This window comes from Streptomyces sp. NPDC051738 (assembly GCF_044453205.1).
Lineage (GTDB): Bacteria > Actinomycetota > Actinomycetes > Streptomycetales > Streptomycetaceae > Streptomyces.
Genome location: NZ_JBITCM010000002.1, coordinates 704249 through 718837, shown reverse-complemented (window position 1 = coordinate 718837; position 14589 = coordinate 704249). Strand labels below are relative to the sequence as shown.

Here is a 14589-nt window from a genome sequence, read left to right as displayed (position 1 = left end):
GTGGTGCCGCCGACGGGTTTCGCCCCCGCCGCCCCTACCCGTCCCGTCCTCCAGGGGCTCTGCCCCTTCGACCCCGGGTCCCTTCTGGGGGCTCCGCCCCCAGACCCCCGTATCGGCCCCGAAAGGGCCTCGTCCTCAAACGCCGGACGGGCTGAATGACACGGGCCCGCGTCGAGAAGGTGCCGTCGGTCCACTAAGACGCCTCGGCCTCAAGCGCCGGGCGGGCTGAAATGCCTGGGCCGGTGTCGAGGAGTTGCCGTCGGTCATAGGTGGGGTTGCGGGTTCACGACCTGCATGTCCTGGCTAGCGCAGCGCGCTCCGTATCAGACGTGCCGCTCTGCGCACCCTCGGCCGGGCCAGTCGCCGTGCCGCCGGGTGGACCAGCCTCGCCGTTACGCCCGCCGGCTGCCACCGCACCTGGAGGCGGCCGGGGCCTCGGCCCTCGGGTTCGATTGTTACGTGGTGGGGGGCCGTGGCGGTGTGGTAGTTGATGCGGGTTGTGAGGGTGGGGAAGGTCAGGGGGGCCAGGAGTACGGCCGTGTGGCGTAGGCCCTGGTGCTCGATGCGGAGGAGGGGGTGGCGGACGCCCGCGAAGCCGTGGTGGGGGACGGGGGCCGTGGTCAGGTCCAGGTGGACTTGGCCCTCGAAGACGCCGGGGCTGACGGGGGTCAGGCGGAAGGGGGTGGTGAGGCGGCGTCGGCCGGGGGTGAGGAGGAGGCTTGCGCGCTGGGGGCCGACCGGGAGGCGTAGGCCGGGGTCGTAGGTCCGGATCGTCAGGTCGATCGAGGCGCCGGGGCCGCGGGTGAGTTCCGTGATCTCGTGGCGGAACTGGGCGCTTCGGAACGGGCGGGTGTCCAACTCCAGGTCGGCCACGTCCAGTTCGCGGCGGGACCAGGTTGATGGAGGGAGGGTGGCTCCCCAGTACGTGTTGCCCTCCGCGTCCTGGCTGACTTGGCGGGGTGCCACCGCGCGGCCCAAGCCCCTTGCCGCCAGTCGTGCTTCGGGGAAGCGGCGTTCGCGGATCAGCTGCAGGACCACCCGTTCCGTACGCGGCAGTCGGGCGTAGGCCTGGGGGGAGAGGGTTTCCAGGTAGGGGACGGTGATGTCCGCGAAGGAACTCAGCCATCGCTCGTCGCGGTACGGCAGGTCCCCGGCGTACATACGGAAGTCGTGCTTGAGGAACTTGTAGTCCTTGTCCTCGCGCAGCGCCCCGTGCCCGCTCTCGGCGAGGAAGCCGTCGATGAGGCGCTGGACCCGGACGCGGTCGCGGACGTTGTCGAGTCTGTCGCGCTGGTTGGAGATCGATGCCGCGTCCGTGGTCGCGAAGGGTGCGATGTGCCAGCGGTACACCGGCTCCGGGATGATCGTGAACTCCTTGGCCAGGCAGTACGCCTGTGCCGTGAACAGCTGGTCCTCGTAGTGGATGCCCTCGGGGAATCGCAGGTCGTGGCGGTCCAGGAACGTGCGGGCGTACATCTTGCTCGTCGACAGGTGCTCGAAGAGCAGCCGGGGTTCCGATTCGATGCCTACCACCGTGCGGGCCTCCGCGACCAGGTGCGGCATCCATTTCGTACGGCGGCCGCTGTCCTCCCGGATCCGCAGTACCGCGCCCATCGCGAAGTCGATCTCCCGGTCACGGTGGGCCGCCAGGAGCAGTTCGACCGCGTTGTCCGTGAGTTCGTCGTCGCTGTCCAGGAACATCACGTACGGCGCTCGGGTGATCTCCAGGGCGCGGTTGCGCGGGGCGCTGCAGCCGCCGCTGTTCCGCGGCAGGCGGAGGTGGCGGATGCGAGGGTCCTCGGCGGCCAACGCCCGCGCCACTTCGGGGGTTTCGTCGGTCGAGTGGTCGTCGCTGATCACGATCTCGATGTTGGCGTGGGTCTGGCGGCGTACCGATTCCACTGCCCGGGGGAGGCGTTCCGCGTCGTTGTGGACGATGACCGTGACCGTCACGTCCGGGGCATCCAGGGGTGCGGCTTCGGGGCTCATGCCGTCTCCCGGGGGGTCGGTGCCGGTGTGCGTTGCTCCAGGGGGGTCACCTGCGGCAGGGCTTCCTCGCTCTCGCCCAGGAACACGCGGCGTACGACCCGTTCGGCGGCGCGTCCGTCGTCGTACTCGCAGAAGCGGCGGCGGAAGGCCGCCCGTGCCTTCGTCGCGCCCTCGTCGCGCCAGGCCTCGGTGGTGAGGATCTCGGTCAGTTCCTGCTGGGTGCGGGCGACCTGGCCCGGTGGCTCGGCCAGCAGGTCGAAGTAGACGCCACGGGTGGAGCGGTACGTCTCCCAGTCGTCGGCGTGGATGACGATCGGGCGGTCGAGGTTGGCGTAGTCGAACATGAGGGACGAGTAGTCGGTGACCAGGGCGTCGGCGGCCAGGGCCAGGTCCTCGACCGGGTCGTAGGCGGACACGTCGATGATTCGGCCGGTGCGGCGCAGGGTGGTCAGGGGGCCGCTCAGGGGAGATGCGGTGCCGTCGTAGAAGTAGTGGCCGCGGACCAGGAGGACCGTGTCCTCGCCGAGCCGGTCGGCGAGGCCGGCGAGGTCGAGGCGGGGGGTCCAGCCGGCCTCGTAGTCGCGGTGGGTGGGGGCGTAGAGGATCGCGCGGTGCGTCGGGGGGATGCCCAGGCGGTCGCGGATGGCGCGGATGTCGGCTGCCGTGGCCGTGTAGTAGACGTCGTTGCGCGGGTAGCCGTGGTCGAGGGAGACGAAGCGGGACGGGTACGCGCGTTCCCACATGCGGGTGGAGTGGCTGTTCGCCGAGACGCTGTAGTCCCACTTGTCGATACGGGCGAGAAGCGCTTGGAAGTCGAGGCCCTTGGCCGCCGCCGGGAACTCCATCTGGTCCACGCCCATGCGTTTGAGCGGGGTTCCGTGGTGGGTCTGGAGGTGGATCGCGTCCGGGCGTTTCACGATCGCGTTGGGGTAGTTGACGTTGTTGACCAGGTACTTCGCCGTGGCCAGCACCTCGCGGTAGCGGCGGGTGCCGGGGAGCACGTGGTCGGTGTGGGGTTGCAGGAGGGGCGCGTTCTCGGGGGTCACCACCCACACCGGGTGGATCTGCGGGGCGAGTTCGGTGAGCTTGGCGGCGATGGCCGCCGGATTGCAGGCGACCCCGCGGTTCCAGTACGCCGCGAAGACGGCCAGGTTGGGGTTGACCGGGCGGGACAGGGCCGTGCGGTAGTGGTGGTCGCCGAGGGCGGCGGCGACCTGGCGCCTGCGGGTGCGTACGGCCGACTTCGCGGCGCGGCGGGCGCGGTTGGCGGCCTGGAAGGCGCGGTACCTGGTGTAGGCGTTCTCTTCGAGCAGGGCCCGGCGGATGCCCTCGGGGCCGGCGGGGCGGCGGTGCCCGGGCGGGCGGTGGCGTACGGCCGCTGCGGCGGCTCGGCGGAAGAACTCCCTGGCCACGGGGTCCGGCATGGTCGTGCGGGCGAAGGCGCGCAGGCAGTCGTGGACCATCACGTCGTACAGGACGGAGAGGGTTGCGCAGACGCGTGCGGGGCGGGTCGCGGAGACGCGTGCGGGGCGGCTTGCGGAGTTCGCCGTGGGGAGGGGCGCGGCTGTGGGGAGGGGCGCTGTGGTGCGGTTCTCGGTGAGGGTGAGGAGCGTTTCGTAGCGGTCGACGAGGGCGTAGTGGTCCTCGGGGGTGACCGGGGGGAGGCTCTCGGGGCGCAACTCGTGGTGTTCGTACGCCACTTGGTTCAGGGCCGCGATGCGGTCGGCGAGGAGGAGGGCGGCGTAGGCCGCGAACGGCTCGTCGGGGGTGGTGAGTCGGCGTTCGTGCGCCTGCCAGAAGGGGGTGCGCAGCGCGCGGTTGCCCAGGAGCGGAGTGATGCGGAGCGCGCTGCGGGCGATGTCGTCCAGGGGGTGGGCGGCGCGGCCCGCGCGGGCCAGGCGGGGGCCGTCCTCGGAGGGGAGGCCGGAGGTGTCCCAGGTGGAGCGGACGTGGTCGAAGAGGAGGACGTCCACCTCGTCCGGCAACTCCGCGGCACGCTCGGCGACCATGCGCGGGGCGCCGGCGGGCAGACCGTCCTTGCTGTGCACGAAGTGCAGCCAGCGGCCGGAGGCCCGGGCAGCCCCCGCCGACCGGGCCGCGGCGTCGTCCGTCCCGTCCGGCAGGGGCAGGACCAGCATCTGGGGGGCGTACGCCCGGGCCGTCTCCTGCGCCCAGGCGCCGACCGCGGCCACGATCACCTCGACGTCGGGGTGGGGGTGCGCGGCCAGGGAGGCGAGGAGTCCGGTCAGACGGCCCTGGGTGTTGGGCCCGTGGACGACGACGGTGAGTTCGGGCATCGCGAGGACTCCTTCGCCTTCGTCACCGCTGTGGGGCACCCTGCTCGGACATAGTGTCACTAATGGGGTGAAAGGGTGACCCTGGAGTGCGCCTCACGAGGGAACCGCGGCGGAGGCGGGGGTGGGGACGGGGGCGGGATTCGCCTTGGGCTTCGGGTTCGGCTTGGCCGCCTTGTCGCCCGTGAACGCCTCGTACTCCTTCAGCACCTCGTCCGTCGGCCCGTCCATGCGCAGCTCGCCGCGCTCCAGCCACAGCACACGGTCACAGGTGTCGCGGATCGACTTGTTGTTGTGGCTGACCAGGAACACCGTGCCCGCGTGCTTGCGCAGCTCGCGGATCCGGGCCTCGGAACGCTTCTGGAAGGAGCGGTCACCCGTCGCCAGCGCCTCGTCGATCAGCAGGACGTCGTGGTCCTTGGCTGCGGCGATGGAGAAGCGCAGCCGGGCCGCCATGCCGGAGGAGTACGTGCGCATGGGAAGGGTGATGAAGTCGCCCTTCTCGTTGATGCCGGAGAAGTCGACGATCTCCTGGTAGCGGTCCCTGACCTGTTCGCGGGACATGCCCATCGCGAGGCCGCCGAGGAAGACGTTGCGCTCACCGGTGAGGTCGTTCATCAGGGCCGCGTTGACGCCGAGGAGGGACGGCTGGCCGTCGGTGTAGATGTTGCCGTTCTCCACCGGGAGCAGGCCCGCGACCGCCTTGAGCAGGGTGGACTTGCCGGAACCGTTGGTGCCGATGAGGCCGATGGCCTCGCCCCTGTACGCCACGAAGGAGACCTTCTTGACGGCGTGCACCTTGCGCACACCCGCCGCCTTCTCGGTCTGCTTGCGACGCAGGATGCGGTTGAGGGCGGCGGTGGCCGAGCCGCGGCCGGCGCCGGTGCCGTTGACGCGGTAGACGATGTCGACGTCGTCGGCGATGACGGTGGGGATCCTGTTGGCGGGGGTCTCGTCGGTGGGGATGCGGTCGTCTGCGGTCTTTGCGTTGTCAGCCACGGCCGTACGTCTCCTCAGCCTTCCAGAAGTAGATGAAGCCGCCGACGCCCGCCAGCAGCGCCCAGCCCGTCGCGATCGCCCACACGTGCGGCGGGAGCTGGCTCGCGTGGAAGCTGTCGATCAGGGTGAAGCGCATCAGGTCGATGTAGACGGCCGCGGGGTTGGCCTGCAGGGCCGAGCTCACCCAGGACGGCAGGTCGTCGTGCTTGCTCATCATCTTGCTGATGCTGAACATCACGCCCGACGCGTACATCCAAGTACGCAGCACGAACGGCATCAGCTGCGCGATGTCCGGGGTCCGCGCGCCCATCCGCGCCATGACCATCGCGACGCCCGCGTTGAAGGTGAACTGCAGCACGAGTGCCGGGACCGCCAGCACCCAGGAGGCGGCGACCGGAATGCCGAAGCAGAGCAGGATCACGACCAGGGCCGCCATCGAGAACAGCAGCTGCTGGAGCTGCTGCAGCGCGAAGGAGATCGGCAGCGCGGCCCGCGGGAAGTGCAGGGCGCGGACGAGGCCGAGGTTGCCGGAGATCGCGCGCGTGCCCGCCATGATCGAGCTCTGCGTGAACGTCCACACGAACACACCCGTCACCAGGAACGGGACGTAGTCCGGCACGCCGTGGCTGGTGCCGAGCAGGACGCCGAAGATGAGGTAGTACACCGCCGCGTTCAGCAACGGCGTCATCACCTGCCACACCTGGCCGAGCTTCGCCTGGCTGTACTGCGCGGTCAGCTTGGCGGTGGCGAACGCGGTGATGAAGTGGCGGCGCGCCCACAGCTGGCGGATGTACTCGGGCAGGGACGGGCGGGCACCACTGACCGACAGGCCGTGCCGGGCGGCGAGGGCCGTGAGGTCGGTTTCGGGCGGGGCCTGGGTGGTGGGCGGTGTGTGGAGGGCCTGGGTCACATCCGCTGCTTTCTTCGGGGAGGGGCGGGGTGAGGCGTTGGGTGCTGGTGCTGGTCCGTCGTGGCGGTGCTGGTCGGCGTGGTGCTTGCCGGGGTGTGGTTCGGCGGTTGCTTACGCTTCTCTTCACGTTTTCTTACGTCGGGACGGGACCGTATCGTCGCAACGTGAGCGTAGGCGGAGGGGGCGTCGGAACGCAACCGTTTCGTCGTGACGTGGATGACGTAACGGCGACGTGGCGACGGCACGGTTGCGTTGCGACGCGCGCGACTCGGCAGGTCGGTAGCGACGAAACGGTTGCGTTCCGACGCCCTACGTGGGGACGGGACCGTATCGTCGTAACGCCCTATGCTGGTCCGCATGACGACCAACGCCGACCAGCCCCAGACGCGCCCGCGCCGCCGGACCCCCGCCGGCGCGGCCGTGCTCCGCGAGGACGTGACGGAGGCCATTCGGGCGGCCGTCTTCGAGGAGCTGGCGGCCGTCGGCTACGCGCGGATGTCGATAGAGGGCATCGCGCGCCGCGCGGGCGTCGGCAAGACGGCGGTGTACCGGCGCTGGCGTTCCAAGCTGCATCTGGTGCTGGACGTGGTGTCGGCGGTCGCGGTGATGGGGCTGCCCACGCCGAACACGGGCTCCCTGGAGGGTGACCTGCGGATGCTGTACGAGGTGACCTCGCGCGCCCTGCGTCACCCCGCGGTCTCGCAGATCATCCCCGACCTGCAGGCCGAGGCGGCCCGCAACCCCGAGATCGCCGAGGCGCTGCAGAAGGCGTTGGAGCAGGGGCAGGAGGGGGTCGCGAACAAGATCCTGATCGGGGCGGAGCAGCGCGGCGAGCTGCGCAAGGGCTTCGACGACGAGCTGGCGCTCGACCTGATCTCGGGCCCGCTGTACTGGCGGACGGTGGTGGCGGCCCGCGGCCAGAAGTTGCCCAAGGGCTACCTGGACGCGCTGGCCCGGGCCACGACGCAGGCGCTCAAGGCGCTGTGAGTAGGCTGCGCGCAGCGACCGCCGGTTGATCGAGGCGGCCTCACCGCGCGCGTGCGGTGAATCCGGGATACCGGAGTACCGGAACAGAGGCGGAGACTGCCGTGAGAGTCGTGATCGCCGAGGACAACGCCCTGCTGCGCGAGGGTCTGGTCCTGCTGCTGACGTCGGCCGGACACGAGGTCGTGGCCGTCGCCGGCACGGGCCCCGAGATCCTGCCCGCGCTGCTGGAGCACCACCCCGACGCCGCCGTGCTCGACGTACGGATGCCGCCTGACTTCCGCGACGAGGGGCTGCGCGCCGCGCTCGCCGCGCGCAAGGAGATGCCCGGGCTGCCGGTGCTGGTGCTCTCCCAGTACGTCGAGCAGTCGTACGCCGCCGAACTCCTCGGCGGTGGCGCGAGCGGCCTCGGCTACCTGCTCAAGGATCGGGTCGGCCGGGTGGACGAGTTCCTCGACGCGCTGGAGCGGGTGGCGGGCGGCGGCACAGCGCTCGACCCCGAGGTGGTCACCGAGCTGCTGACCCGCCGCCGCGACTCCCCGCTCGACTCCCTCACCCCGCGCGAGCGCGAGGTGCTGTCGCTCATGGCCGAGGGCCACGACAACGCGACCATCGCCAAGACCCTCGTCGTCACCGAACGCGCCGTCCACAAGCACATCGGCAACGTCTTCCTCAAACTCGGCCTGCCGCAGAGCGACAGCGGGCATCGAAGGGTGCTGGCGGTGCTGGCGTACCTGAACAACGCACAGCGCGGCTAGCCGCCCAACCGTCGGGCGAGCTCGGCGGATGAAGCACACCGAAGGCACCCCACACCTCAGTCCCGTGCCGCCCCCGGATGCAACCGCACCCACCCCTCCCACGCCGACGTGATCATGTCCTGGACGTCGTGCTTGGCCTTCCAGCCCAGTTCTGTGGTGATGCGGTCGGCGGAGGCGACGACGCTGGCCGGGTCGCCGGGGCGGCGGGGGGTGACGGTCGGGGGGCGGTCGTAGCCGGTGATGGCGTTGATCATGTCGATCATCTCGCGGACCGAAACGCCTTCTCCGCGGCCGATGTTGAGGGTGAGGTCGCGGCCGGGAGCGTCCTGGAGGGCGCGGGCCGCGGCCACATGGGCCTCGGCCAGGTCGACGACGTGGATGTAGTCGCGGACGCAGGTGCCGTCGGGGGTCGGGTAGTCGTCGCCGAAGATGCGCGGGGGCGCGTCCTCCGTGAGCTTCTCGAAGACCATGGGGATGAGGTTGAAGACCCCGACGTCGGCGAGTTCGGGGGTCGCCGCGCCCGCCACGTTGAAGTAGCGCAGCGATGCCGTGGACAGGCCGGTCGCGCGGGCCGTGGCCCGGACCAGCCACTCGCCGGCCAGCTTCGTCTCGCCGTACGGCGACATCGGCACGCACGGCGTCTCCTCGGTGACCAGGGCGCCGTCTCGCGCAGCGTCCGGCATGCCGTACACCGCCGCCGACGAGGAGAAGACGAAGGACCGTACGCGGGGGGCCGAGGCCACCGCGTCGAGGAGGACGCGCAGGCCCTCGACGTTCTCCCGGTAGTAGTGCAGGGGGCGGTCGACCGACTCGCCGACCTGCTTCTTCGCCGCGAGATGGATGACACCGGTGATGCGGTGCGCCATCAGGGCGCGGGCGACGCGCTCGCCGTCCAGGGTCGAGCCGACCACGAGCGGCACGCCGTCCGGCACGCGCTCGACGATGCCGGTGGACAGGTCGTCGTACACCACGGCGTGCTCGCCCGCCTCGGTCATCGCCCGTACGACGTGCGCTCCGATGTAACCGGCGCCGCCGGTGATCAGCCAGGTCATTGTGCGGCCGTCCCCTCATCAGTGGGCCTGTGGTCGTCCGCGGTCGGTGTCGTGACCGTGGTCGGTGTCGGTGTCGGTGCTTGCGGTCGGTGCTGTCGGTCGGTGCCTGCCGTCGGTCTCAGAGACGTCGGTGTCAGTGACGTCGGTGTCAGTGACAGTGAAGCAGGCGGTGGAGTCTCGCGCGGACTACTGAGGTAACTCCGCGTAAACCAGGGGCCACGCGTAGTGCCAGTGCTCCGGAGTTCGTGGCGTACGGCTGTACGAGTAGTAGGGCGTGACGGGTGCTGAACACGGCGCGGCGGCGCAGCAGGCCGGCGCCCGCGCGGGCATGCGCTGTGACCTCGCGGTATGCGCCGGCTCGGAAGCGCACGCGTACGCGTAGATCCCAGGTGCCCGCGCCGGACGACCCGGAGAAGGTGACCCAGGGCACCGGCGTGTCCACGCACCAGCCGCCGTCGGTCGAACGCGTGGGCGCCACCGCGGTACGCGCCCCCGCCGCCCGCCCCGACTCCCGGCATCGCCACTCCACCTCCAGCGCCTCCGGGCCCGCCTGCGCCACCCTGCCGTACAGCTCGTGCAGGCGCAGCCGGAGAAGGGCGGCACGCGCGCGTGGGCGCAGTTCCGCGTCCATGGCGAGGGGGAGGAGATGGACGGGACGCGTCAGTACGGGTTCCAGGGTGACCTGGGGGAGGTCGGCGGACCAGGCGGGCGTGCCGTCGGGGGTGCGGGCGTAGGGAGGGAGGAGACGGGCGGGGCGGGAGGCCAGGTCTCTGAGGCGGGGCAGGTCGCGGGGCTCGGGGGAGGCCAGGACGACGCGGCCGATGAGGCGGCCGGGTGCGGTGGGGTTGTACGCCCAGTCGGACGCGTCGTACTCGGCGAGGTACGCCCGGGTGTGCGCCCACCACGCGCGCCGGTACTCGGTGTCGTGCATGCCCAACTCGCGCACGTACATGCGCAGTTCGTGGTCGAGGAACTTGCCGCGCGCCGCCCGCGCCAGCTCCTTCTGGCCGGCGCCCAGCAGGATCTCGTACGCCAGTCGGCACGCCTCCGTGCGCGCCCGCCAGTTGGCGATGTCGGCGCGGTCCAGGGAGATCGACAGCCGGTCGGCGGAGCGGCGCACATGCCAGACGTACACCCGGTCGGGGACGAGGGCGATGCGCGGCCCGGCGGCCAGCACGCGCGCGCTGAAGACGAAGTCCTCGTAGGGGAAGCGGCCTTCGGGGAAGCGGATGCCGTGCTCGCGCAGGAAGTCCGTGCGGTAGAGCTTGTTGACGCAGAGCGTGTCGTGGACCAGGCGTGGGCGCTGCACGGGCCGCTCGTACACGGCGTGCGCGGCGTACAGAGCCGCCTCCCACGGCACCGCACGCCCCTCGGGCAGCTCCCGCCGCACGCAGAGCCCGCCCGCCACCTCCGCGCACGCGCCCCTCGCCGCCGCGAGCAGCGTGTCCACCGCGCCCGGCGGCAGGACGTCGTCGCTGTCCAGGAACATCACGTACGGCGCTGTCACCCGGTCGAGGCCGGTGTTGCGCGGGCTGCCGCAGCCGCCGCTGTTGACCCGGCACCGGACCACCTTCACGCGCGGTTCGCTCGCGGCGAGGCGGGCGAGGAGTTCCGGGCTGTCGTCGGTCGAGCAGTCGTCGACGGCGACGACCTCCCGGACCGCGGGACCCTGCGCCAGCGCCGAGCGGACGGCGGTCGTCACGTGCGCCGCGTCGTTGTAGCCGATGACGACGACGGCGACCTGCGGCTCGCGCGCGGTGTGCGAGGTGCTCGCGGCGCTCGCTGCGTGCACGGTGTGCGGGTCGCGCGTGGCGGGTGCGGCGGGAGGGTGCATGGGCCCGTTCCGGGATCGTGGGAAATGGTGGATTGTCGCGCCCGTCAAGCGGGACTTGTCGCCCGTCAAGCAGGACTTCTCGCCCGTCAAGCGGGACTTGGGGCCCGCTCCGGGAGACGGCGGGAATCGAGGCCCGGTTCACTCGCGGGCGGCGGCACTTCGGGGCCGGACGGGCCGGTCGAGCGCCACAGGCGCGTGAACGCGAGGACGGCCGCCGTGGCCAGGAGTCCGTTGCGCAGGAGCATCAGGGCGCAGCCGGTCCAGGTGCTGGTTATGACCTGGTGGTAGAGGGTGGGGTAGACGACGGTGCTGACCGCGGTCGCCGCAACGACCAGTGCGGCCACCGGGCGCTGGACGGTCCGCCGGGACGTCAGGCACACGGCGGCCAGGCCCAGCAGCCAGATCATGTACTGCGGGCTGATCACCCTGCTCGTGACGGTGAAGAGCAGCACGGCGGCCAGCGCCGCGTCGTACGGGGTCGCCTCGGTCCAGCGCCCGGCCGTCGCCCGGAACCGCCACAGCAGCAGGGCCGCGAAGGCGAGCGCCGTGAGCGCGAGGGAGACCTGGGCGACGGCGGCCACGTACGGGCCGGTGAACTCCATCGCGCCGTACTGGTAACGCGCCCTGCCCGGCCACCCGGCATGGGTCGCGAGGCCGAGCACGGTGCCGCCGAGGGACTCGATCTGGACGCCCCGGCCGCCCTGCTGCGGCAGGAAGGCGAAGGGATCGTCGAACGACACCGTGAGCAGCAGGAGGGCCGCCGCTCCCGCCGCGGCGCCCGAGATCCAGGCGGACCGTGACGCACGCCCCTTCGGCGTCCCGATGAGCACCAGCGCCGGCCACACCTTCACCAGGGCGCCCAACGCCGCGAGCGCACCGCACGCACGCGTGGAGCGCGGCAACGTCAACAGGGCGATGACGGCGAAGGCCGTGACCTGGACGTCGTAGCGGGCGAACGGGATGTGCAGAAGGAGCGGGAGGCCGCCGGTCCAGAGCGCGGCCCCGCGCAGGGTGCGGCCGGGGCGCGTGCCCGCGCGCGTGAGGGCGACGGTGACGGCCGCGTCCGTGAGCACGGTGAGGGCGACGAACGCCTGGAAGTACGTCAGTCCCGGCAGCAGCGCGGGGGAGAGCAGAACCGGCCCGGCGCCGGGCGGGTACTGCCACAGCGGGTCGTGCGCCGGGAAGGCGCCGCGGGAGAGGGTGCCGTACCAGTGGCCGTACAGGCCCCACACCTCGCGGGCGACCCCGCCGCCGCCCAGCAGGTGGAGGGAGTTGTGGGCGAGCAGCCACAGCATGGCGGCGCGGGTGAGCAGCCAGACGGCGGCCAGCGCGGGGACGCGGCGGTCGGCGGGGCCGGTGAGGCTGGTGAGGCGTGGGTGGTTCATCACGGCGGATCGTAAGCCGGGTGAATGCCATATCGAGGTAATACGCCGTCAATCAATAGTAAGAGTCTGCTAATAGCACAAAATTGGCCCTGTGATGAACGCCGAACGGAGGCAGCGGGGGAGCGGCTGTCGCGCAGCCGGCGCGGCCACCGCCACCGCCGTCTGTGTCCCTGCGGTCCCCATGGCCGTCATGCTCGGGATCGGGCTGTGGGGGCTCGACCGGGAGGGCATGTGGCGGGACGAGGGGGTGACGTTCCAGGTCGCCCGGCGGTCGGTGTCGGAGATCTGGCGGCTGCTGCAGGGTGTGGACGCCGTCCACGGCCTGTACTACCTGCTCATGCACGCCGTCCTCGCCGTGCGCCCGGACGAGGGCGTCCTCTCCGGCGAGGTCGCCCTCCGGCTGCCGTCGGTGCTCGGCGCGACCGCGGCGGCGGGGCTGATCGCGGCGCTCGGGGCGCGGCTGGCGCGGCCGAGGGTGGGGCTGTGGGCCGGGCTGCTGTTCGCGGTGACGCCGATGGTCGGGCACTACGCGCAGGAGGGGCGGTCGTATGCGCTGGTGACGGCCGGAGTGGCGGGCGCGACGCTGCTGCTGGTCCGGCGGGTGTGGTGGGCGTACGGGGTCGTTCTCGGGATCACCTGTCTGCTGCACGAACTGGCCCTGCTCGCGGCGTGCGCGCATGCGGTGACCCTGGCGGCGGGCCGGGCGCCGAGGCGGGTGTGGTTCCGGTGGGCGCGCGCGGTGGTGGGTGTGGGGGTCGCCCTGCTGCCGTTGGTGACCGTGTCCCGGGCACAGGCCGGGCAGGTGGAGTGGCTCGCGGAGCCGGGGTGGGGGACCGCGGAACGCCTGCTCCGGGGCTTCGTCGCCGGGCCCACGGGGGTGGTGTTCGGGGCGTGCGTCCTGTTGATGGTGGTGGGGCTGGGGGCGGGGCGGGTCGCGGCGGTCGCGTTGCCGCTGATGGTGCTGCCGCCGGTGCTCCTCGTCGCCCTGTCGCAGGTGCGGCCCGTCTACGACGACCGGTATGTGCTGTACGCGCTCGCCGGGGCGCCGTTGCTGGTGGCGGCGGGGGCGGATCGGGTGGCCGGGCTCGTGGCGAGGGAACGCCGGTACGGCGGCCGCCTGCTGAGCCCCCTGAGCCCGCTGAGCTCCCTGAGCCCCCCGAGCCCGCTGAGCTCCCTGAACCCCCTGAGCCACCCGATTCCCCTGGCCGGCACCCTCGCCATCACCCTCGCCTTCCTCCACCACCTCCCCCTCCACCGCCAGGACCGCTCCCCGACGCACCGCCCCGACAACCTCGCCGCCGCCTCCGCCTTCGCCACCCGGCACCTCGGCCCCGGCGACCCCGTGCTGTTCCTGCCGTCCATCGGGCGGCGCGCGGCGCTCGCGTATCCGCAGGGGTTCCGGGAGGCGTGGGACGTCGCGTTGCGCCAGTCCGGGCCGAGGTCGGGGACGTTGTACGGCCGTGAGGTCGGGGCCGAGGAACTGCGGCGCAGGCTCGACTCGGTCGACCGGGTCTGGGTCGTCGCCGAGCCGTACGCCCTGAGCTCACCCTGGTACCCACGCAACCCCACCGAGCGCACCAAACTCGCCATCGTGGGCGAGGAGTTCCGCCCCCTGCCCACGGGCCGACCCGACGACCCTCTACGGCTCTACGTCCGCCGCCCACCCACACACCAGGCCGCGGGCCGGCATCGAGTACGGCCCACGCACCACACCGCGGACTCGCCCCGGGCCCGACCCGCCCAGCCGGCCCCGCCTGCGCACCCCACCCCCTCTACACCTCCCGCCCCGTCCCCTCCTCCAACGCGGCCGAGTCCAACGCAGCCGAGTCCAAGGCAGTCGTGAGCTGATCCAGCCGAGCCCGCAGCTCGCGGATCTCGTCCACGTCGAAGCCCGTCGCCTCGGCGATTCGGCGCGGTACCTGGAGGGCCCGCTCGCGCAGTGCGGTGCCCTCCTCGGTCAGCCGTACCTCCACCGAGCGCTCGTCGCGGGCGCTGCGCTCCCGGCGTACCAGGCCCGCCGCCTCCAGCCGCTTGAGCAGCGGCGACAGCGTGCCGGAGTCGAGTCGCAGGTGTTCGCCCAGCTTCTTCACGGGCAGGTCGCCCTGCTCCCACAGCACCAGCATCACCAGGTACTGCGGATAGGTGAGCCCCAGGTCCTTCAGGACCACGCGATAGACGCCGCCGAAGGCGCGTGACGCGGCGTTCAGGGAGAAGCAGATCTGCTGGTCGAGGCGGAGCCAGTCCGCCGTGGGCGAGGTCGTCATGTCTCCAGAGTAGCTCGTGCCCGCCATTTAGTTGTACCCAATTGAATTGTGTGCTCTACTTGTGGTCGTGCGGCGGCCACCCCCAGAGCCGCCGGAACGTGACTTGAGAGGGATGGTTTT

11 protein-coding genes are annotated in these 14589 nt (G+C 71.8%); 3 read left to right on the top strand and 8 right to left on the bottom strand.

What is annotated here, in order from left to right:
• Positions 1 to 303 precede the first annotated feature (303 nt).
• The 4 genes from ACIA8X_RS07805 to ACIA8X_RS07790 all read right to left on the bottom strand — a co-directional run bounded on the left by ACIA8X_RS07805 (position 304) and on the right by ACIA8X_RS07790 (position 6192).
• Complete coding sequence (locus ACIA8X_RS07805; RefSeq protein ID WP_399457969.1) at positions 304 to 1989, bottom strand: glycosyltransferase family 2 protein; 1686 nt, start codon at positions 1987 to 1989, stop codon at positions 304 to 306.
• Entirely contained in the window at positions 1986 to 4286 is a 2301-nt protein-coding gene (locus tag ACIA8X_RS07800; protein ID WP_399457968.1) for a CDP-glycerol glycerophosphotransferase family protein, read from the bottom strand. The genes ACIA8X_RS07805 and ACIA8X_RS07800 overlap by 4 nt, the downstream gene beginning before the upstream one ends.
• A gap of 93 nt (positions 4287 to 4379) precedes the next feature.
• Positions 4380 to 5249, bottom strand: a complete 870-nt coding sequence (locus ACIA8X_RS07795; protein WP_393457629.1) for an ABC transporter ATP-binding protein — start codon at positions 5247 to 5249, stop codon at positions 4380 to 4382.
• Positions 5250 to 5274: 25 nt separating this feature from the next.
• Complete coding sequence (locus tag ACIA8X_RS07790) at positions 5275 to 6192, bottom strand: ABC transporter permease (protein WP_393457057.1); 918 nt, start codon at positions 6190 to 6192, stop codon at positions 5275 to 5277.
• Between the two features lie 345 nt (positions 6193 to 6537).
• Between ACIA8X_RS07790 and ACIA8X_RS07785 the strand changes: the two genes are divergently transcribed.
• On the top strand, positions 6538 to 7179 hold the full coding sequence (locus ACIA8X_RS07785; RefSeq protein ID WP_393457060.1) for a TetR/AcrR family transcriptional regulator: 642 nt from the start codon (positions 6538 to 6540) through the stop codon (positions 7177 to 7179).
• A gap of 101 nt (positions 7180 to 7280) precedes the next feature.
• Complete coding sequence (locus tag ACIA8X_RS07780; RefSeq protein WP_399457967.1) at positions 7281 to 7934, top strand: response regulator transcription factor; 654 nt, start codon at positions 7281 to 7283, stop codon at positions 7932 to 7934.
• Between the two features lie 56 nt (positions 7935 to 7990).
• Here ACIA8X_RS07780 and galE read toward each other — a convergent pair whose 3' ends face one another.
• From galE to ACIA8X_RS07765, 3 genes are all read right to left on the bottom strand, one after another.
• The gene (galE, locus tag ACIA8X_RS07775) at positions 7991 to 8986 is read right to left on the bottom strand and encodes a UDP-glucose 4-epimerase GalE (RefSeq protein WP_393457066.1); all 996 of its coding nucleotides are present in this window, start codon (positions 8984 to 8986) and stop codon (positions 7991 to 7993) included.
• A gap of 148 nt (positions 8987 to 9134) precedes the next feature.
• Positions 9135 to 10820 carry a glycosyltransferase family 2 protein gene (locus ACIA8X_RS07770; RefSeq protein WP_399457966.1) on the bottom strand — a complete coding sequence of 562 codons (1686 nt, stop codon included), beginning with the start codon at positions 10818 to 10820 and terminating at the stop codon, positions 9135 to 9137.
• Between the two features lie 86 nt (positions 10821 to 10906).
• Positions 10907 to 12205 carry a glycosyltransferase 87 family protein gene (locus tag ACIA8X_RS07765; RefSeq protein ID WP_399457965.1) on the bottom strand — a complete coding sequence of 433 codons (1299 nt, stop codon included), beginning with the start codon at positions 12203 to 12205 and terminating at the stop codon, positions 10907 to 10909.
• A gap of 94 nt (positions 12206 to 12299) precedes the next feature.
• Here ACIA8X_RS07765 and ACIA8X_RS07760 point away from each other — a divergent pair, with 94 nt between their 5' ends.
• Entirely contained in the window at positions 12300 to 14048 is a 1749-nt protein-coding gene (locus tag ACIA8X_RS07760) for a hypothetical protein (protein ID WP_399457964.1), read from the top strand.
• Here the strand turns inward: ACIA8X_RS07760 and ACIA8X_RS07755 are convergent.
• Positions 13978 to 14469 carry a MarR family winged helix-turn-helix transcriptional regulator gene (locus ACIA8X_RS07755; RefSeq protein WP_393457077.1) on the bottom strand — a complete coding sequence of 164 codons (492 nt, stop codon included), beginning with the start codon at positions 14467 to 14469 and terminating at the stop codon, positions 13978 to 13980. The genes ACIA8X_RS07760 and ACIA8X_RS07755 overlap by 71 nt on opposite strands.
• Positions 14470 to 14589 lie beyond the last annotated feature (120 nt).